Below are 19,246 nucleotides of genomic sequence, written 5' to 3' on the forward strand. Positions count from 1 at the left end.
CTATGCAGCTCCTTCGAGGGTCCGGTCGGTGCCGCCGCCGTCGGCGCGGTACTGCTCCCAGGTCCAGCCGAGCTGGCGGCGGGCCATGATGGCGACCGCGTGACGGCGGTACTTCGCGGTGCCGCGCACATCGTCGATGGGGTTGCAGGCACCCGCGACGAGTTCCGCGAACCGCTTGGCGACGGACGGCGTGATGATCTTGCCGCTGTCCCAGAAGCCGCCCTCGTCGAGGGCCGCGTTCAGAAACGTTTCGGCGTCCCGCGCCCGTACGGGGGTGGGCGCCGCCGAGCCGATTCCGGTCCGTACGGTCCGGGTCTCGGGGTGCAGGGCCAGCCCGAAGGCGCAGACCGCGATGACCATCGCGTTGCGGGTGCCGACCTTCGAGTACTGCTGCGGTCCGTCCGCCTTCCTGATGTGCACCGACTTGATCAGTTCGTCGGGTTCGAGGGCGTTGCGCTTCACGCCGGTGTAGAACGCGTCGATCTGGATACGGCGCGAGCCGCGTACCGACTCGACCTCGACCTCGGCGCCCGCGGCGAGCAGCGCCGGGTGCGCGTCACCGGCCGGGGAGGCGGTGCCGAGGTTGCCCCCGACACCCCCGCGGTTGCGGATCTGCGGCGAGGCGACGGTGTGCGAGGCGAGCGCGAGGCCCGGCAGCTCCGTCCGCAGGTGCTCCATGATGTGGGTGTACGGGACGGAGGCGCCCAGCTGGACGTTCTCCTCGCCGACCACCCAGTCACGCAGCTCGCCGATCCGGTTCAGATCGAGCAGGTACTCCGGCCGCCGGTGATCAAAGTTGATCTCGACCATGACGTCCGTGCCACCCGCGATGGGCACAGCGGTGGGGTGCTCGGCCTTGGCCGCGAGCGCCTCCTCCCAGCTGGCGGGGCGAAGGAAGTCCATCTGTGGCTCTCTTCTTGATCGTCTTGGTGATCGCTGGGGATCGCTGGTGATCGCTGAGCTCCGGGGACGGCCGGTGTCACAAGTACACAAGCAGCGCTTCCGCCTGGTGCAGTCACCGAAACCATGAAGGAATTGGCTGGTCGGCTTCCAAGTCTTGTAGATTCGAACGAAAGGCGAAGACCCGGTAACCACAAGGTCTTCGTGCCGAAACGCAAGATGCGAAATCAGAGATCGGCGGCGACGAGATGCGGCTGCGCGCACTGCTGGAAAACGACGCGCTGGGCCTGCGACTGCTCGGCGGCGAGAAGGAGCTGGACCGGACGGTCCGCGGGGTGATGACCACCGATCTGCGGGACCCGAGCCGCTATCTGTCGGGCGGAGAGCTGGTCCTCAGCGGCCTCGCCTGGCGGCACTCCGCCGAGGACTCGGAACCGTTCGTACGTATCCTCGCGGGCGCCGGGGTGGCCGGGCTCGCCGCCGGCGAGGCGGAGCTGGGCGCTGTCCCGGACGACCTGGTCACGGCGTGTGAGCACCATCGGCTGCCGCTCTTCGCGGTGAACGAGGACGTGGCGTTCGCGACGGTCACGGAATACGTGGTGCGCCAGGTGTCCGGCGAGCGCGCCGGGGATCTGGCGGCGGTCGTCGACCGGCACCGCAGGCTGATGACCTCGGGCCCGGCGGGCGGCGGCCCCGATGTGGTCCTCGATCTCCTCGGCTCCGACCTCGATCTGCGGGCCTGGGTGCTCTCTCCCACCGGGCGGCAGATCGCGGGTGCCGGTGCCCCGCTGTCACCGGCGAGGGCCGCCGCGCTGGCCGGCGAGCATCTGGCCGCCACCCGTACCGGCCGCCGTAGCCCCTATCGAACGACCGTCGACGGGACGGCATACTCCCTCTTCCCGGTCCGCAATGTGGGGCGCGGGACCACACCGGCCGCCTTCCCGGATGTGCGTGAGACCGTGCTCTCCGACTGGTTGCTCGCGGTCGAGGCGGACGCGGGCGACTGGCCCGCGGCCCGGCTGGACCTGCTCCAGGGGGTGACACAGCTGATCGCGGTGGAACGCGACCGGCGCGACGCGGCCCGTACGGTACGACGCCGGCTCGCCCAGGAAATCCTGGAGCTGGTGCAGACGGGCGCCGTCCCGGCCGAGATCGCCGCCCGGCTGCGGGTGGCCGCCCCTGTACTGCTGCCCGGACTGGGCGCAGCGCCGCACTGGCAGGTCGTGGTGGCCCGGGTGGAGTGGGCACAGAAAGGCACGGGCACCAACGGAAACGGTACGGGCGGCACCGGCGCGGCACCGGTCGAGGCCGGCCCGGTGGCCCAGTCGCTGCTGGAGGAGATCCTCGTCGACCCCGCGTGGACGGGGGCGGGCACCGGGGCCGGGGCGGGCGCGGACGCCTCCGACCGGATCGCGGTGGCCCATACGGATGACGAGGCGATCGCCCTGGTACCCCTGCCGGCGGTGCCCGCGGATCCCGCACCCGTCCCGGATGCGGGCGAGGGGTCGCAGCCCGGCGGGGCGGGCGGGGCGGGCGGGGCGGGCGGGGCGGGCGGGGCGGGGAAACCCCTGGACGTCCACACCGCGGACCCCGGCCTCCACGCGGACGCGCTGCTGGCCGCCGTACGGACCCCGCTGTCCGCGGGGCTCGCGGACGACGGCCGGCTGACGCTGGGAGTGAGCGCGGCGGTGCACTCGGCGGACGGCCTGCGCGGCGCGCTGGAGGAAGCCCGTCACGCCCGCCGCGTGGCGGCGGCCAGACCGGGCCCGGTCTGCGCGGCGGGCCACCATGAACTGGCCTCGCACGTACTGCTGTTGCCGTTCGTCCCGGACGACGTACGGCGCGCCTTCACCGCACGCCTGCTGGACCCGCTGCGCGACTACGACCGGCGCCACCGCGCGGAACTGATCCCGACGCTGGAGGCGTTCCTCGACTGCGACGGCTCCTGGACCCGGTGTGCGGCCCGGCTGCATCTTCATGTCAACACGCTGCGGTACCGGGTGGGCAGGATCGAGCAGCTGACGGGGCGGGATCTGGCGCGCCTGGAGGACAAGTTGGACTTCTTCCTGGCGTTGCGGATGAGCTGAGATCGCGGATGGTCCGTCCTGGCGGGGGTGGCCTGTCCTTGCGAAGGTGGTCCGTCCTTGCGAAGGTGGTCGGTCGTTCCGGGGGCGGCCGGTCACCGGGTGCCAGGGAGACGGGTGGTTGACCGCCATCACCCGGATCGGTCACGAGAAGATCCGTTCCCGCCGCGAGGACGGACCGCGGCGCGCCCGCCGTGCCTCCTCCCGTACCGGTCGTCGCAGGTGACAGCCCTCCCGACGGTCCCGCGCGCCCCGGCCGGCGACCCCTGGCACGCCCGTCACCCGCTCCCCTCCGCCACCGCCGATGACCAAGCGATTGTGAAATTTTTCACCTGACCTATTGGCCCGGCGTGCCGATCCGTGCTGAGATGCGTCCACACTCAACAGCACAATGGCGCGCTCGGGAGGGCAATGTGGCGCATACCGCCATGTCTGGTTCCGGAACCACCGCTGGTGACGACCCTCTCCAGACCGCGGTATGGCGGCTGCGCTCGCGCGGCTGTTGGACCGACGCAGCGGCTCTGCTCGCACCGCACTCCTCCGTCCCGGCCCGGACGCTCCAGCGGGCCTCGCTGCTCGTCGAGCGCTGCCTGTTCACGGGCGGCGGCTGGCAGGAGGCCGAGGACGCGCTCCGCTCGGCGGAGGCCACGGCGCGCGAGGACCACGAACGGGGCGCCGCCGCGTGCGAGCGCGGCCATCTCGCCTACGCCTCCACCGTCCTCGGCGTACGCGACCGGGCGGACGAGGCCCGGTCGGCGCTGGGGCGGGCGGCGGCGCTGCTGGATCCGACGGCTCACGGCCGCGCGCTACTGGATTTCCGGCGCGGTCTGGTCGCCGAACACCTCGCGGACTCCCCGCAGTCGGCGCGCGCCGCGTACCGCCGCGCCCACGCCGCCGCCACGGCGCACGGCGAGACGCTCCTGCTCTCCTTCACCTGGCGTCATCTGGCCGGACTGGCCCTGAGGGAGGGCGAGTTGGCGGAGGCACGGCACGGCTTCGGCGAATCCCTGCGTATCCGGGAGGAGTTGGGCTATCTGGTGGGCACGGCGCCGGCCCTCGCGGCCCTGGCCGACGCGGAACCGGAGCCGGAGGCGACCCGTCTCCGCGCGGAGGCCGGCCGCCTGTTCAGACTGCTGGGCGGAGTCCCCACCTGGCTCGCGGACCAGCTCACCCCTCCGGCGTCGGCGGCCCCCGCGGTCTGAGTGGTCGGTCAGGGGCGGAAGATCCGCCCCTGGGCCGTTCCTTCCACGGCCCGCACATAGGTCTGGGCGACCTCGGAGACGGGCGTTCCGCCGATGTCGTCCGCACCCATACCGCGCAGGGTTTCCTTGATCCAGCCGGGGCTGATCAGATTGATGCGGAGGTCGCGTGGCAGCTCGCTCGCCGCGTTGCGGACGAAACCCTCCAGCCCGGCGTTGATCAGAGCACCCAGCGAACCGCCCGGCAGCGGGGCGGGAAACGTGCCTCCGGTCAGCGTGACGGAGCCGCCGTCCCGCAGATGCCGCAAAGCCCGCTGGGCAAGGGCCACCTGCCCGAGCAGTTTGCCCCGCGTCCCGGCGGCCATCTCCTCGTCCGTCGCCGAGTCCAGGTCCACCAGCGGACCACTGGCGGCGCAGCACACCACGGCGTCGAGATCGCCCACCGTGTCGAACAGCGCGTCCAAGGAGGGCGGATCCGCCAGATCCGCCCGGACCCGACCACCGCGCGATGCGCCGATCACCTGGTGAGAGACGCTCAGCGCGCTGACAACAGCGCTGCCGATCGTTCCTGTCGCACCTACGACGAGTACCTTCACGCCGCCGATCATGCCATCGGCCGCCCCACGAACGGGTGAGGAAGGAACGTTTTCGCAGCGGCTGTTCGAGTGAAGGGGCGCATACGCGCGTAACGGCATGGCCAGACTGCCCCCGCTCCACTTCCTCCCCCACACACAGAAAGAGGTTCCCGTGAAGAGTCTCGGAAGGACCCTGGTCACCGCCGGTGCCGCCGCTGTTCTCTGTGTCGGCCTCCCGCTCGACGCCCGAGCGGCCGAGGGGCTTCTCTTCTATACGTCGGAATACGGCCCGATCGTCCTGGAGAACCCCACGGACGGCCTGTGCTACAGCGTCGGAAACGCCCAGGACCCGCAGAACTCCACCGACCGTGTCGCGACCTTCTACAGCGCGAAGCAATGCGGGGGCGACGCCACCCGGCTCAAACCCGGCGAAGACGGTCTCCTCGCTTTCGCCTCGGTGAGATTCACCCGCTGACCGCCACCACGCCGCGGTGAGGGCGCGGACGACAACGGCGCTACGTGGTGATCGTTCGTTCACCACGTCAGTGGTTGAGGTTGACCATTTTCCTGGGGTCGACGATGCGGTCGAAGTCCTGTGCGGTGATGTAGCCGGTGGCGAGGGCGGCTTCGCGAAGTGTGGTCCCCTCGTCGTCGGCCTTGTGGGCGATGCGGCTGGCCTTGTCGTAGCCGATCTCCGGTGAGAGTGCGGTGACGAGCATCAGGGAGCGTGCGAGGTAGCTGTCGATCTGCTCACGGTGCAGGTCGGCGCCCTCGATGCAGTAGACGCGCAGTTTCTCGCCGGCGTCCCCGAGGATGCGGGCGGAGTGCAGGAAGTTGTTGATGATGACGGGCCGCATGGCGTTGAGTTCGAAGTTGCCCTGGCTGCCGGCGAAGGCGATGGCGCTGTCCTCCGCGAGTGCCTGGATGCACACCATGACCATCGCTTCGCACTGGGTCGGATTGACCTTGCCGGGCATGATGGAGCTGCCGGGTTCGTTCGCGGGCAGAGCGAGTTCGCTGATGCCGCAGCGGGGGCCCGAGGCGAGCCAGCGCAGGTCGTTGGCGATTTTCATCAGCGGTACGGCCAGCGCCCTCAGCCCGGCCGAGGCCGCCACCATGGCATCCAGACCGCCCTGGGCGGCGAAGGAGTTGGCGGCGGTGCGGAACGGGTAACCCGTCAGATGGGCGATCTCCTCGGCCACGTGCTCGCCGAAGCCCTCGGGGGCGTTGAGACCGGTACCGACCGCGGTCCCTCCGACGGCCAGTTGGTGCAGGCCCGGCAACGTGGCTTCGATACGGTCGACGGCGCCGGACAGCTGGGCGGCGTAGCCGGACCATTCCTGGCCCACGGACAGCGGGACCGCGTCCTCGAGGTGGGTGCGTCCGATCTTGACGATTTCCCACCAGTCACGGGACTTGGCTTCCATCGCCCGCTGAAGTTCCCTCACCTTCGGGAGCAGGTGCTGTTCGATCTGCCGTACGGCGGCGATGTGCATGGCGGTGGGGAAGGTGTCGTTGGAGGACTGGCCCATGTTGACATGGTCGTTGGGGTGGACCGGTGTCTTGGAGCCCAGGGCGCCGCCGACGAGCTGGATCGCTCGGTTGCCGATGACCTCGTTGACGTTCATGTTGCTCTGGGTGCCGGAGCCGGTCTGCCACACGTACAGCGGGAAGTGGTCGTCCAGGGCGCCGTGGATCACCTCGTCGGCCACGTGTGCGATCAGGTCGGCCTTCCACCGCGGCAGGCGGCCCTGGCGGCCGTTGACGAGTGCGGCGGCCTTCTTGACGTAGCCGTAGGCGTGGTACACGGCCTTGGGCATGCGGTCGTCCCCGATGGAGAAGTGGATCAGGGACCGCTGGGTCTGGGCGCCCCAGTAGCGGTCGGCGGGCACTTCGATGGCGCCCATCGAGTCGGTTTCGCGGCGGTGGCCGGTGGCGTCGATGCCGATCGGCACGTCCCGTACCTTCGGCGGCCGCTCATCGGCGTTCTGGTGACGGGCGGTCATGGCGACTCCTCCTTCTCGGACAGCGGTCCGTAGACCGGCTGCCACATGGCGTCCTGCACGGCCTGGACCAGATCATCCGGCCGACGCGTGGCGACCTTGTCCTCGACAGCGGCCTGTACCACCGCCACCGCCACCGTCGCCGACGAGGCGCGCAGGTTCGCCACCGGCGGCAGCAGGGGCGCGCCCGGGGCGCGGGCGTCGACCTGCCCGGCGACCGCCTCCGCCGCGGCGAGCAGCATCCCGGCCGTCATCCGCTTCGCGCCGGAGACGACGGTGCCCAGGCCCAGGCCCGGGTAGAGCAGCGCGTTGTTGGCCTGACCGATGACGTGGCGCACCCCGCCGTGCTCGACGGGGTCGAGCGGGATGCCGGTGGCCGTCAGGACCTTGCCGTCCGTCCAGGCCATCAGATCGGCGGGCCTGGCCTCGATCTTCTCGGTGGGGTTGGACAGCGGGAAGATGACCGGCCGCTCGACGTGCTCGGCCATCGCGGTCACCACGTCCATGTCGAAAGCCCCCGGGGTGGTGGAGGTGCCGATCAGGATGGTGGGGTATACGTGCCGGACGGTGGTCAGCAGGTCGATCTCCCCGTCCGCCCAGCCTTTGACCTCCTCGGTGGGCCGTGCGTAGGGGGCCTGGTAGTCGCGCAGGTCCGGCATGCCCGCCACGAGTAGGCCCTGCTTGTCGACCAGCCACACCCGGCGGGTGGCCTCCGCGCTGTCGAGGCCGTCGCGGACCATGGCGTCGCGCAACTGGTCGGCGATGCCGACGCCGGCGGTGCCGGCGCCGAAGACGACCAGTCGCTGCTCGCGGAACGGCACGCGGGTGATCTTCAGGGCCGACAGGGCGGCGGCCAGGGTGATGGCGCCGGTGCCCTGCATGTCGTCGTTGAACATCCGGTAGCGGTCCCCGTAGGTCTCCAGGATGCGGCGGGCGTTGCCGGGCCCGAAGTCCTCGAAGTGCAGCAGCGCGTTGGGATACAGCTCGGAGACGGTCTCCAGGTACGTCTCGATGAACGCGTCGTACCGCTTGCCCCGGACCCGGCTGTGGCGCAGGCCCAGGTAAAGGGGGTCGTTGAGGAGATTCTCGTTGTCGGTCCCGACGTCCAGCACCACCGGCAGACACCGTGCCGGGTGCAGCCCGGCGGCGGCGGTGTAGGCGGCGAGTTTGCCCACCGAGATCTGGACACCCTGCACGCCCCAGTCACCGATGCCCAGGATCTCCTCGGCGTCGGTGACCACCACCAGGTCGACCTCGTCGCGGTGGAGGCGCAGTGCCTCGAAGGAGCGGCGCACATCCTGCGGCCGGTCGATCGACAGGAAGACTCCGCGAGGGCGCCGGTAGTCGTGGCTGTACCGCTCGATCGCCGCCCCGACCGTCGGATCGTAGACAATCGGCAGCAACTCAGCGAGATGATCAGACAACAGTCGGTAATACAGCACTTCGTTGCGGTCGTGCAGCTGGTCGAGGCTGATGAACTTCGCCAGGTCCGTCGGCTCCCTCTGCACCTGTTCGTACGCACGAAGCGCCTGCTGGTCGAGGGTGAGCTCGGCGTCGGGCAGCCGGCCCACCAGGTCGAGGCGCTCCCGTTCCTCGGCCGTGAAGGCCGTACCGCGATTGGTCAGCGGATCGAGCAGGACCGGAGGTGTATGCATCGGCATGAGAACCACTCCACGGGTATCGTCACTCCGTCCGTTCCCCCGTTCCATGCTTGAGCTTTTCCCCGGTCGGCGCCATTGGAAGGCCCTGGACCAGGCGTTTCCCCGAGTCCGGGCCGACGCGAACCCCCGTGGCCGACGCGAACCTCTCGGCCGCGCGCACCCCAGTGGCGATCGCGCGTGAGAGCAGATACGGCGGCAGGGTCGGCCCGATTATCCAGACGCTGCCCCAGGCCGCCCCGGCGGCGACCCGCCCCGCCACCCTTCCGGACGTACACCGCCGCGCGTACCGTTACGGCCTTCGCACGACCTCACCACCGGCTCGCCATGAACGCGCCGGGTTGACGCCTCCGGTACACCCCCACCGGAAGAGCAAAAGGAACACATCACCCGTAATTCGGGCAATGATTCCGGCTCGCGACACCCCGTGACGGACAGGGAACGATCACCAACAACCCCAAAAGGGGACCCTTGCTGAATTTCCGTCAGATGCCAGAAACGGAACAGAACGACATGTACGTCACCCCATCGTGTGGTGATAAGATCGCCAAGCTTGCCAAGCGGTGCCAAACCCGCTAAGGCATAAAAGGAAAAGTCAGCGCATCGGCCCAGAATTCCGCCACCCCCGGGGGAGAACTATGCCATTAGCCGGGCCTTCAAGGCAGTCCGGCAGGCGAGCATGCGCCGACCCGTCCCATAATCAGTGACCGCGATATGTCTGTGACCGCGAGATCACCCGAACGCACCCTCCAGACATTCAGTACCTGGTGGCCCAGTCGCCCGAAGAGAGTCTTATGACGCAATACTTCCAGGATCCAGCGCTTTGGGGTCTGATCGCTGGTACTCCTGTCGCCGCGACCGCGATCATTCGCGGAAGAAAATCGATCGCCGAGCTACGGAAGGAGAAACAGGAGCTCAAGGCTCATTACGCCACCCTTGAGGACCATTACGCGGAGGCCGTGGAAGAGGCCAAGGACAGGGCGGAAGAAGCCACCAAGACCGCACTGAAGTCCGCTATGCGGACACTTCAGGGCCTCGCCAGCGAACAGCAGCTGGCCATCACCAAACTTCAGGACAAGTACGGCGAACTCCAGATTCTCCAGGACCTCCTGGACATCGACCACATGAATTCGCAGTTCGCCCGGCGTGCGCAGTCCATTGCCGTGCTCTGCGACGGATGGCTCGGTCGCCAGCGCGATCCGGCCTCGCTGTACGACGTGGTCCGCAGCGCGAAGGGCCGTATTCGGCACTTCACCCGTGCCGAGATCCGGGCCCAGAGTAATTTCGCCATTGTCAGCCGGGCCGTCGAGCCGGTCGCGCTCACCCTCGCCGAACTGCTGGACAACGCCACCAGTTACTCGGCACCGGAAACAGTGATCGAGATCAACATCCGGCCCGTGCCCAAGGGCGTCTGCATCATCGTCGATGACGCGGGTGTCGGCATGAACGAGGAAGAGAAGGCCAGGGCGGCCAAGCTCCTGTCGAGCGAACGCTCCCCCGGCGTCTCCGGTCTCGGCAATCCGCCGCAGTTCGGCTTCACCGTGATCGGTGTGCTCGCCGCTCGCTACGGCTTCACCGTGTCCGTGGATTCCACGTCCCCCTACGGCGGTGTGCGCGCGGTGGTGCTGCTCCCCGACGAGCTCCTCACCGCCCTGCCAGAGCGTGCGCCCGAGCCCAAGCCCGAGCCCAAGGAGTTTTCCACCGTGGCAGCGTCCTCCCCGATGCCGCCCGAGGAGAATCCGGTGGCTCCCCCGACCACATTCGGCGGTCTCCCGAAACGGCGGAGGAGGGGCGCGATATCCATCGTGCCGACCGCCGACAGTTCGGACGCCCCGGCTCGCTCCAGCGAACAAGCCGCCTCCGTCATGGGCGCGTTCCAGCGGGGTACGCAGTCGGGCCGCCGTACCACCAACTCAAGCAGCGAAGGGCATGAGACTCAGTGAATTACGATCTGTCATGGATGCTTGACAGTGCCCTTGAAGTGCCCGAAGCACGGCACGCGATCCTCGTCTCGGCCGATGGTCTGCTCATGGCCCGCTCGAAGGATGTCGGCAAGGATCACGCCGACACCGTCGCCGCGGCGATGAGCGGAATGCAGTCGCTGAGCCGAACGGTCGCCGACTTCTGCGGCGGCCCGCCGAGCAACCGGCCGCAGTGGCGCCAGACGCTGGTGGAGTTCGACCACGGCTGGGTCTTCCTCATCTCCGCCGGCGAGGGCGCCTACCTCGCCGTTTCAGCGTCGCCCGACGTCGACATGGCCGAGATCACCTTCCGTATGCAGCAGCTCGTCGGCCAGCTCGGCAAATCCCTGACCAGTCCCCCTCGCGAGATTGCTGACACCAAGGCATGACCACATCAGATGAGCCGGATCAGGAACCAATAGCCCCGCAATTAGTGCGACCGTATGTCATCACCAACGGCCGCAGCCTGCTCAGTGACCACGAGTTCTCCTTGATCACTCTGGTCACAGCGGCCGAGGACATACCCAGAACGGGGAATCTCGATCCTGAGAAGCGCCGTCTGCTGGAGTTGTGTTCAGGGGGTTATCTCTCGGTCGCCGAAATAGTCGGACACTCTCAGCTCCCGGTGGGTGTCGTCAAAATCCTGCTGTCCGACCTCACGGAGGAGGGGTATATCTTCACACGCGCCCCCATACCTGCCGCGAAACTCGTCGACCGGCACATACTTGAGGAGGTGCTGAATGGCCTTCAAGCCCGCTTTGGATGACGGTGTCTATCTACGCGAGTCGGTGCAGACCGCCGCGAAGATTCTGGTGGTCGGGCATTTCGCCGTGGGAAAGACGACATTCATCGGGACCATGTCCGAGATCCCGCCGCTGCGCACCGAAGAACTGATGACGCAGGCCGGCGAGGGAATCGACGACCTCAAGGGCACGCCGGGCAAGACCACGACGACGGTGGCCATGGACTTCGGCCGCCTCACGCTCAGCGACAGGCTGGTCCTCTACCTCTTCGGCACACCCGGGCAGCAGCGCTTCGTCCAGGTGTGGGAAGACATGTCCAGGGGCGCCCTCGGCGCACTGGTGCTGGTGGATCCCGAGCGCCTCGAAGAGTCCTTCCCGGTGATGGACCTGGTCGAGCACTACGGAATTCCCTACACCATAGCGGTAAATCGATTCGACGACACCGAGACTCATCAGGACGAGGAAATACGAGAGGCTCTCGACCTGCTCCCCGAGACGCCCCTCGTCAATTGTGACGCGCGGGACCAACGGTCATCAGCGAACGCTCTCATCGTCCTCGTCCGTTACCTCCAGTCACGCCTTCGCTAGGAGTTCGGCATGCAATCTCATTCGGAATTCCAGGACCCACCACCTGGCTGCCCGGCGCACAACAGCGGTTTGCGCGTGCCCCTGCACGGTCCCGAATTCGCTGCCGCCCCGGACGCCTTCTACGAGCACATGCGGCACTACGGCCCCGCCGCGCCGGTGGAGTTGGCCCCCGGGGTGGAGGCCTCGCTCGTCACGGACTACGCGGCGGCGCTCCATGTGCTACAGAACCCCGAGGCCTTCGCACGGGACTCGCGCCGCTGGCGCGCGCTGAACGAGGGCCGGGTGCCCCTCGACAGCCCGGTCCTGCCCATGATGATGTACCGGCCGAACCCGATGTTCACCGACGGCGCCGAGCACTTGAGGCTCCGTCAGGCCGTGACGGAGAGCCTGGCCAAGATCGACACGCACCGGGTGACCCGGCATGTCGAGCGCGTCGCCTCGTACCTCATCAGCCAGTTCAGCGGCCGGGGCAAGGCCGATCTGATCGGCGACTACGCGCAGGTGCTGCCACTGCTCGTCTTCAACGACCTGTTCGGCTGCCCGGCCGAGATCGGTGACCGGCTGGTCTTCGGGCTCTCCGGCATCTTCGACGGCATCGACGCGGAGAAGGCGAACGAGGTCCTGATGGAGGGGCTGGGCGAACTCGTCGCGCTCAAGCGGGCCAAGCCCGGCGACGACGTGACCTCCTGGCTGATGCAGCATCCGGTCGGGCTCACCGACGAGGAGATGGTCCATCAGCTCCTGCTGCTCATCGGTGCGGGCACGGAGCCGCTGTCGAATCTGATCGCCAACTCCCTGCGGGTACTGCTGTCCGACGACAGGTACACCGACGGACCGCACTCGGCCGGCCTGCTGGTCGAGGACGCCATCAACGACGTCCTCTGGAACAGCACCCCCATAGCCAACTACGCCGCGCACTACCCGCTGTACGACGTCGACCTCAACGGCAGCAAGCTGGACGCCGGTGATCCCGTACTCATCAGCTTCGCCGCCGCCAACACCGACCCGGCCCTGTCCGTGAGCCGTCAGACGCTCAGCAAGCGGGCGCATCTGGCCTGGGGCGCCGGCCCGCACGCCTGCCCGGCGAAGGACCCGGCGCTGCTCATCTCCGTACTGGCCATCGAGAAGCTCCTCAACGGCCTGCCGGACATCGAGCTGGCGGTGCCCGCGGACACGCTGCTCTCCCGGCCCGGCCCGTTCCACCGGGCGCTCAGCGCCCTTCCGGCCCGTTTCACCCCGGTACGGAAAGAGAAGTCGGCATCGGTACCGTATCCGGCGAACAGCGGACGTACTGCCGGAAATGCCCCCGTGCGGGAGCCGCAGAACAAGCCGCAGAAGGGTAGCTTCTGGAGCGGATTCCTCGCCTGGTGGAAGGTGTGAGATCCGCAACAAAGCGGGGTCCTTTACCTTCGCATGAAGGTTCAACCGTAGGGGTAGACAGGGTGGGCGAATCTTACGTGATGCCTTGAAAAGGAGTCTCCGTGGAGCCCTCCCTGACTACCTCGTCGGTAGATCGACGCGCTGTAGTCTCGATATTCTCTCGTCTGCGTACATCCAATGGCCAATCGAATCCATTGCCTCTCTACGCAGAACTCAGAGCAATAGGGGGTATCATCCCCGCCCCCTGGGGTGGGCATCTGGTGACCTCCTACAACCTCTGTGACCAGGTACTGAGGAACAAGACCTGGCAGGTTCCCGACAGCGAGTGGCGCGCCAGGCAGGGCGCGGCGACCCGTTGGAACGCCTCCTCTTCGCGGGAAATGGGAAAGACACTGCCCGCACTGAACCCGCCGCACCACACCCGGGTGCGGCGGTCGGTCGGAAACACCTTCGACCGTAAATCCCTCGCGAATTCCAAGGGTTCGATCGAGAAGACCACGGAGCAATTGCTCGACCAGCTCACCGAGAAATTGCGGAGCGGTCGGGTCGATTTCAGTTCGCTGGTCAGCGAAGAATTGCCCATCATCACGATCGGTGAATGGCTCGGCCTGCCGCCCTCCGATTATCACTGGCTCCGCTCACTCACCCGTGATCAGGTGTTCTCGCAGGAATTGCTCCCGACGCCGAGCCAGCTCGCGCTGTCGGACGCCGCCACCGCCCAATTGCGCGAGTACTTCACCGCGGTGATACGTGAACGCCGCCGCGAGCCGGGCGACGATCCGATCTCGGAGTGGCTGCGGACCTGGGACGGCCTCGAAGTCGACCAGGAGACGGCCGACGAAGCCGTCTACTTCCTCTCGTTCCTCTTCCTCCTGGCCGCGCCGGAGACGACGGCGACGCTTCTCTCCCACATGGTGTGGCTCCTGCTGAAGCACCCTCGCCAACTGCGCTGGCTGCACACGCATCCGGAGCACATACCGGGAGCCATCGAGGAGGTGCTCCGCTACGACTCGCCGAACCACGTGGTCAGCAGGGTCGCCGCCGAGGACACCACCCTGGGCGGCACGGATATCCAGCGGGACCAGATGGTGCATCTCATGGTCGGCGTCGCCAACCACGACCCGGAGCAGCACGCCGAGCCGGAGCTCTTCGACGTACGGCGCAAGGCCACGCACCTCAGCTTCAGCGGCGGGATCCACTACTGCATCGGCGCGCCGCTGGCCCGGCTGGAGGCGACGACCCTGCTGACGTCCCTGCTGAGGAGGCTGCCCGATCTCCGTCTCGACGGGGATCCCGTCTGGGCGCCCCGCGTGGGTTTCCGGCGGATTCTGGAACTCCCGGTGACCAGAGCCTGACCTGCGGTCAGGGCAAAAAGCGACGCAACACATTGAGAACTGACACATACACAGGGAACGGCGTGGTGGAAGAGTTCAAGGCACTCCGGGTCATACAGGAAGGGCCCGTGCTGAAGGTGGAGTTGAACTCCCCCGAGACCGGCAACGCCGTCTCCGGCACGCTCCTAGACGATCTGCTCTCGGTACTGAGCACCCTTCAGAACGACCCGGGAATCCGGGTGTTGATCCTCTCCGGCGCGGGGGACAACTTCTGTCTCGGTGGAGACCGCGCGGAATTCGCCGAATTCCTGGCCGCGGACCCCAGTGGGGTGAGCCTTCGCACCCTGGCCAAGAAGGCACGCCGGGTCTGCGACGCGCTCGCGACGGCCGATGTGGTCACCGTCGCCCGGCTGCACGGCGACGTCATAGGGGCGGGACTCGCTCTCGCGGTGTTCTGCGATCTGCGGGCAGGGGCGGACGACTGCCGTTTCCGTATGCCCGAACTCGCTCTGGGTATGCCTCCGGCCTGGGGAGGCGCCCTGCCCAGACTGATACAGGAGGCGGGAGCCGCCAAGGTCCGCGAGCTGCTGCTGACCGGTGACAATTTCGACGCGGCGACAGCGGTGGAGCTGTCCGTCCTGCACAAGGTCGTCCCGGTGGACGAACTCGACAACACTGTCGAGGCGTGGGTCAGGCCGATGGTCCGCCGGTCCGCGGCGGCGCTGCGGACCGCCAAGGTGATGCTGAACGCCTACGGGGGCGCGAACCGTCTCGCGGACACCACTCTCCTCGACGCGGAGCTGATGACCTCGGCGCTGACAATGGCGGCGGCCGCCTCCCGCCAGCGCTGACACCGGCGAACCGGTGACTCGAAGCGCCCCGAGAACGGTGGCGCCGGGCAATCCGTGCGGTTCAGCCGGCCGAGCCCGTGACGTGTTCCTGTACCAGCGACCGCACCACCGGCAGATCCCGCGCCATCAACGCGTCGAGCAGCGCGGAGTGTTCCGCGGCGTCCGCGATGAGATCGGCACGGCGTACGGCCGGGGCACTGACCAGTGGCCACTGCGAGCGCCGGTGCAAATCGTCCACGACCATGACCAGTTGCTCGTTGCCCGAGAGGGCGAGCAGCGCGCGGTGGAAGGCTCGGTCGCTCTCCGCGTACGCCGCGCGGTTCCCGACGGCCGCCGCGGCGCCCGTCGCCTCCGCCAACGGGGCCAGTTCCGCCCACTGTTCGGCGGATACGGTACGGGCCAGCCGCAGCATCACCGGCACTTCGAGCAGGGCGCGTACCTCGGCCAGTTCGGCCCGTTCACGGGCGCTGCGCTCGATGACGCGGAAGCCGCGGTTGAGCACGACCTCGACGGCGCCCTCCAGTGCGAGCTGCTGCATGGCCTCGCGTACCGGGGTGGCGGAGACACCGAAGCGCTCGCCGAGCACGGGGGCGGAGTAGACCTCTCCGGGGGCCAGCTCACCGCTGACGAGCGCGGTGCGCAGGGCGTCGAGGATCTGTCCGCGTACGGAATGACGGCGTACCGGCGAGGACGGGCACGGATGCGGGGACGGCGACGGGGAGGAGGGCGGTGTTGGGGACGAGGACGGTGACGGTGACGGGGACGGGGGCGGTGACGGGGACCGCGTGGGGCAGCCGGACCGGTCCCGCTCACCGTGTGTGTGCTCGCCGCGCACCTGCTCCGGCACCCGCCGGGACCCGGCGGCCGACGCCCCGGACGTTCCCGACGTCCCCGCCGCGTACGGCCGCGACTCGGCCGCGTCGCGCGCTCTGCCCTGTTCCATCCTTGTCCACCTCCTTCTCCTCGCCTGTGCACGATAGGCCGACCGGGCCGCAGTTCAAACCTCGATCACATCGGGTAAGGTAAGGCTTACCTGCAAACGATCCCGATTCGGTGGTCCCTGCATGACCCTGCCCACCCTGTTGCCCGGCCACCTCGCCTCGCCCGTGACGGACGCGTATGCCCGTCTGGCAGAGGTGTTCCCCGCGCTGAGCATCGACCAGCTCACCGAGAGTGAGCGGCCCCCGGCCGAGGGCGGCTGGGTGAGCGCGGCGGATCTGGCGGCCGGGGGCGCGGCCCTCGATACGTTTCTCGCCTGGGACGAGGCGCAGGTGCGTCGAGACTACGGACAGGAGGCGCGCCCCGATGTGGTCGCCGGCTTCGCCTTCCACCGGTACGCCTGGCCGGCCTGTCTGCTGATCACCGTGCCCTGGTTCCTGCACCGCAGAGTGCCCCGCCTGCCCGTCGAGGCCGTGTCCTTCCACCGGACGCTGGGCCGGATGACCGTCCGGATAGACGACTTCGCGTGTCTGCCGGACGACCCGGCCGCGGCACTGCCCGGCGCCCGGGTCGTCCCGGACGAGGAGGCCCTGCGCGCCGAGGTGCGGGCGGCCGTCGCCGGCCATCTCGCGCCGGTTCTCGACGGCTTCGCCCCGCGGATGCGGCGCGGTCGGCGAGCGCTGTGGGGGATGGCGACCGACGAGATCGTCGAGGGCCTCTGGTACATCGCCCATCTGCTGGGCGAGGAGCGGTACGCGATGGCGGAGCTGGAGCGGCTGATGCCGGGCACGACCGCGCCGTATGTCGGGACGGCGGGTTTCCGCGAGCTGACCGGTCCCGACGGCGAATCTTTGCCGACCCGTGACCGGGCCAGTTGTTGCCTCTTCTACACGCTGCGCCCCGAGGACACCTGCGTCACCTGTCCGCGTACCTGCGACAACGACCGGGTCCGGAGGCTCTCCGCGGGCGTCTGACTCCGCGTCACCCTCGGTCCCACGCCACCCGCAGGGGTGATATTAATCGAACATGACAGTCACCTGCCGAACGGCGGTGTCAGCCGTTCGTGCCTCTTTACGTGCTGCACCGCCTCGTTGGTGTTCTCTTGTCCCGAAACCCCCTGAGCGTCACCGCACTTCCGCCAAAATGGCGTCCCAAACGCCCTACTGCGATGCAAGGAACACCGCATGCGACTGACAGACATATCGCTGAACTGGCTGCTTCCGGGCGTCGTCCTGCTCGTCGGAATCCTGGTGGCGGCCGCGGTGTTCGCGCGCGGCAAGCGCGCGGCTGACAAGCCCGCACCCATCGAGGATTCCTGGGAACGCAGCGAGGAGCGCCGCAGGCGCAAGGAAGCCATCTACGGCATCGCCTCCTACGCGCTCCTCTTCTGCTGCGCGGCGGTCGCCGCCGCGCTCTCGTTCAAGGGCCTGGTCGGCTTCGGCCAGGAGAACCTCGGCCTCAGCGGAGGCTGGGAGTATCTCGTCCCGTTCGGTCTCGACGGAGCGGCCATGTTCTGCTCCGTGCTCGCGGTGCGCGAGGCCAGCCACGGCGACGCGGCCCTCGGCTCGCGGCTGCTGGTGTGGACGTTCGCCGGTGCCGCCGCCTGGTTCAACTGGGTGCACGCCCCCACGGGTCTCGGCCATGAAGGCGCTCCGCAGTTCTTCTCCGGCATGTCCCTCTCGGCCGCGGTCCTGTTCGACCGCGCGCTGAAGCAGACCCGCCGTGCGGCACTGCGCGAGCAGGGCCTTGTCCCCCGCCCGCTGCCGCAGATCCGGATCGTACGGTGGCTGCGGGCCCCCCGCGAGACCTTCGGCGCCTGGTCGCTGATGCTGCTCGAAGGCGTCCGTACGCTGGACGAGGCGGTCGACGAGGTTCGCGAGGACCGCCGCCAGAAGGAGCACAACCGGCACCGCAGGCGGGAGCAGGAGAAGCTGGACCGCGCGCAGATCAAGGCGCTCAACCGTCAGCACCGAGCCTGGGGCCGGGGACGTGGTGGCCGTCAGGTGGCCCTTCCTGCCATGAACTCGGGATCGGGCTCGCCGCAAGCCGTCGAAGCCGCCGCGGAGCCTGCCATAGTGGAGCTGGAGCCCGGTCAGCTCAACCAGCGCTCTCGGCTCTCCCTTCAGCCCGTGAAGGCCACTGAGACTCCCCGTACGGTCGACCTGACCGCGGAGGACGACACCATGGCGCTGCCCAGGCTCGACTCCCTGGAGCGCAAACTCAAGGATCTGGAGCAGCAGTTCGGCTGACGCGGGCAGCTTCGCTGACGCGGACAGGTCGGCTGGAGCGACCTCGGGGGAACAGCACTCGGACCGGTGTGACGGACAGCCGTCACGCCGGTCCGCTGTTTCGTCCCGCCCCACTCTCTCCCTCACCGCCCTCTCTCCCCTACCGGGCTCTCTCCCTTACCGAGTTCCCTCCCTCACCGGTCTTACGCCGCCTCGCCGTTGAGCTCGAACCACACCACCTTGCCCGCCGGCCTCGCCCGTATCCCCCAGTCGTCCGCGAGGCTCCGTACCAGCGCGAGCCCCCTGCCGTGCGTCGCGTCGTCGGGCACCGGCCGCTCCGGCGCGGGCGGCGTCGGCACCCCCGCGACGAAGTCCCGCACCTCCACCCGCAGCCGGGAGTCCGCGAAGGTCGCGGTGACCACGGCGCCGTCGTCCGTATGCACGAGCGCGTTCGTGACCAGCTCGCTGATCAGCAGCTCCGCCACCGCCGCGGAGTCCCGCTCCTGCCAGTGCCGCAGCATCTCCCTTAACGCGTGGCGTACTTCGGGAACGGCCGCGAGATCGGCGCCCCCCACTCTGCGTCGCAGATCTCTCATCACTCTTTCCCCCCGCTCATGACGTCCCTCTCCCCGCTGGTCCGGACCCGCCCCGCGCTCGTATGCGTACAGGAGATGCATTCCCCACCCGGAATGGACCACTCATGGTGTTCATCACCTGATCGCGGCGGTGGGGGCAGACGGCGCGCGGCGGGTGCGCGAGGACTGCCCGGGGAAGTGAGGGGGGAGTGAAACCGTGCGATCCGA

18 protein-coding genes are annotated in these 19,246 nt (G+C 68.6%); 12 read left to right on the forward strand and 6 right to left on the reverse strand.

Annotation, left to right across the window (positions count from 1 at the left end):
- Entirely contained in the window at positions 1-903 is a 903-nt protein-coding gene (locus ACIRQP_RS28525; RefSeq protein ID WP_403894482.1) for an FAD binding domain-containing protein, read from the reverse strand.
- Positions 904-1,148: 245 nt separating this feature from the next.
- Here ACIRQP_RS28525 and ACIRQP_RS28530 point away from each other — a divergent pair, with 245 nt between their 5' ends.
- A complete protein-coding gene (locus ACIRQP_RS28530; RefSeq protein ID WP_403894485.1) occupies positions 1,149-2,987 on the forward strand; it encodes a PucR family transcriptional regulator in 1,839 nt (612 codons plus the stop codon).
- Between the two features lie 410 nt (positions 2,988-3,397).
- A complete protein-coding gene (locus tag ACIRQP_RS28535; RefSeq protein WP_403894488.1) occupies positions 3,398-4,186 on the forward strand; it encodes a hypothetical protein in 789 nt (262 codons plus the stop codon).
- 8 nt (positions 4,187-4,194) lie between these two features.
- On the opposite strand, the gene ACIRQP_RS28540 is transcribed toward ACIRQP_RS28535, so the two are convergent.
- Positions 4,195-4,779 (reverse strand): short chain dehydrogenase, encoded by a 585-nt coding sequence (locus ACIRQP_RS28540; RefSeq protein WP_403894491.1) that lies wholly within the window; start codon positions 4,777-4,779, stop codon positions 4,195-4,197.
- A gap of 151 nt (positions 4,780-4,930) precedes the next feature.
- Between ACIRQP_RS28540 and ACIRQP_RS28545 the strand changes: the two genes are divergently transcribed.
- Positions 4,931-5,233 carry a hypothetical protein gene (locus ACIRQP_RS28545; RefSeq protein WP_403894494.1) on the forward strand — a complete coding sequence of 101 codons (303 nt, stop codon included), beginning with the start codon at positions 4,931-4,933 and terminating at the stop codon, positions 5,231-5,233.
- A gap of 67 nt (positions 5,234-5,300) precedes the next feature.
- Here the strand turns inward: ACIRQP_RS28545 and fumC are convergent, their stop codons facing one another.
- Positions 5,301-6,764 carry a class II fumarate hydratase gene (gene fumC, locus ACIRQP_RS28550; protein WP_403894496.1) on the reverse strand — a complete coding sequence of 488 codons (1,464 nt, stop codon included), beginning with the start codon at positions 6,762-6,764 and terminating at the stop codon, positions 5,301-5,303.
- Positions 6,761-8,422: an NAD-dependent malic enzyme gene (locus ACIRQP_RS28555; RefSeq protein WP_403894499.1), complete on the reverse strand. Its 1,662-nt coding sequence runs from the start codon at positions 8,420-8,422 to the stop codon at positions 6,761-6,763. The genes fumC and ACIRQP_RS28555 overlap by 4 nt, the downstream gene beginning before the upstream one ends.
- A gap of 791 nt (positions 8,423-9,213) precedes the next feature.
- Between ACIRQP_RS28555 and ACIRQP_RS28560 the strand changes: the two genes are divergently transcribed.
- From ACIRQP_RS28560 to ACIRQP_RS28590, 7 genes are all read left to right on the forward strand, one after another.
- Positions 9,214-10,362 (forward strand): ATP-binding protein, encoded by a 1,149-nt coding sequence (locus ACIRQP_RS28560; protein ID WP_403894704.1) that lies wholly within the window; start codon positions 9,214-9,216, stop codon positions 10,360-10,362.
- Positions 10,359-10,769, forward strand: coding sequence for a roadblock/LC7 domain-containing protein (locus tag ACIRQP_RS28565; RefSeq protein WP_403894502.1), 411 nt, complete (start codon positions 10,359-10,361; stop codon positions 10,767-10,769). The genes ACIRQP_RS28560 and ACIRQP_RS28565 overlap by 4 nt, the downstream gene beginning before the upstream one ends.
- Positions 10,766-11,146 (forward strand): DUF742 domain-containing protein, encoded by a 381-nt coding sequence (locus ACIRQP_RS28570; RefSeq protein ID WP_403894504.1) that lies wholly within the window; start codon positions 10,766-10,768, stop codon positions 11,144-11,146. Before ACIRQP_RS28565 ends, ACIRQP_RS28570 begins: the two co-directional genes overlap by 4 nt.
- On the forward strand, positions 11,121-11,711 hold the full coding sequence (locus tag ACIRQP_RS28575; RefSeq protein ID WP_403894507.1) for a GTP-binding protein: 591 nt from the start codon (positions 11,121-11,123) through the stop codon (positions 11,709-11,711). The genes ACIRQP_RS28570 and ACIRQP_RS28575 overlap by 26 nt, the downstream gene beginning before the upstream one ends.
- 9 nt (positions 11,712-11,720) lie before the next feature.
- Positions 11,721-13,091, forward strand: coding sequence for a cytochrome P450 (locus tag ACIRQP_RS28580; RefSeq protein ID WP_403894509.1), 1,371 nt, complete (start codon positions 11,721-11,723; stop codon positions 13,089-13,091).
- A 101-nt stretch (positions 13,092-13,192) separates the two neighbouring features.
- On the forward strand, positions 13,193-14,446 hold the full coding sequence (locus ACIRQP_RS28585) for a cytochrome P450 (protein WP_403894512.1): 1,254 nt from the start codon (positions 13,193-13,195) through the stop codon (positions 14,444-14,446).
- Between the two features lie 62 nt (positions 14,447-14,508).
- The gene (locus tag ACIRQP_RS28590; RefSeq protein ID WP_403894515.1) at positions 14,509-15,276 is read left to right on the forward strand and encodes an enoyl-CoA hydratase/isomerase family protein; all 768 of its coding nucleotides are present in this window, start codon (positions 14,509-14,511) and stop codon (positions 15,274-15,276) included.
- A 61-nt stretch (positions 15,277-15,337) separates the two neighbouring features.
- Here the strand turns inward: ACIRQP_RS28590 and ACIRQP_RS28595 are convergent, their stop codons facing one another.
- Positions 15,338-16,219 carry a GntR family transcriptional regulator gene (locus ACIRQP_RS28595; RefSeq protein WP_403894518.1) on the reverse strand — a complete coding sequence of 294 codons (882 nt, stop codon included), beginning with the start codon at positions 16,217-16,219 and terminating at the stop codon, positions 15,338-15,340.
- A gap of 121 nt (positions 16,220-16,340) precedes the next feature.
- On the opposite strand from ACIRQP_RS28595, the gene ACIRQP_RS28600 reads away from it, so the two are divergent.
- Both ACIRQP_RS28600 and ACIRQP_RS28605 read left to right on the forward strand, forming a co-directional pair.
- On the forward strand, positions 16,341-17,189 hold the full coding sequence (locus ACIRQP_RS28600) for a (2Fe-2S)-binding protein (protein ID WP_403894520.1): 849 nt from the start codon (positions 16,341-16,343) through the stop codon (positions 17,187-17,189).
- 210 nt (positions 17,190-17,399) lie between these two features.
- Positions 17,400-18,464, forward strand: coding sequence for a DUF2637 domain-containing protein (locus ACIRQP_RS28605; RefSeq protein ID WP_403894523.1), 1,065 nt, complete (start codon positions 17,400-17,402; stop codon positions 18,462-18,464).
- Positions 18,465-18,646: 182 nt separating this feature from the next.
- Here ACIRQP_RS28605 and ACIRQP_RS28610 read toward each other — a convergent pair whose 3' ends face one another.
- Positions 18,647-19,039 (reverse strand): ATP-binding protein, encoded by a 393-nt coding sequence (locus tag ACIRQP_RS28610; RefSeq protein ID WP_403894525.1) that lies wholly within the window; start codon positions 19,037-19,039, stop codon positions 18,647-18,649.
- Positions 19,040-19,246 lie beyond the last annotated feature (207 nt).

It is taken from the genome of Streptomyces sp. NPDC102274, from assembly GCF_044766385.1.
Lineage (GTDB): Bacteria > Actinomycetota > Actinomycetes > Streptomycetales > Streptomycetaceae > Streptomyces.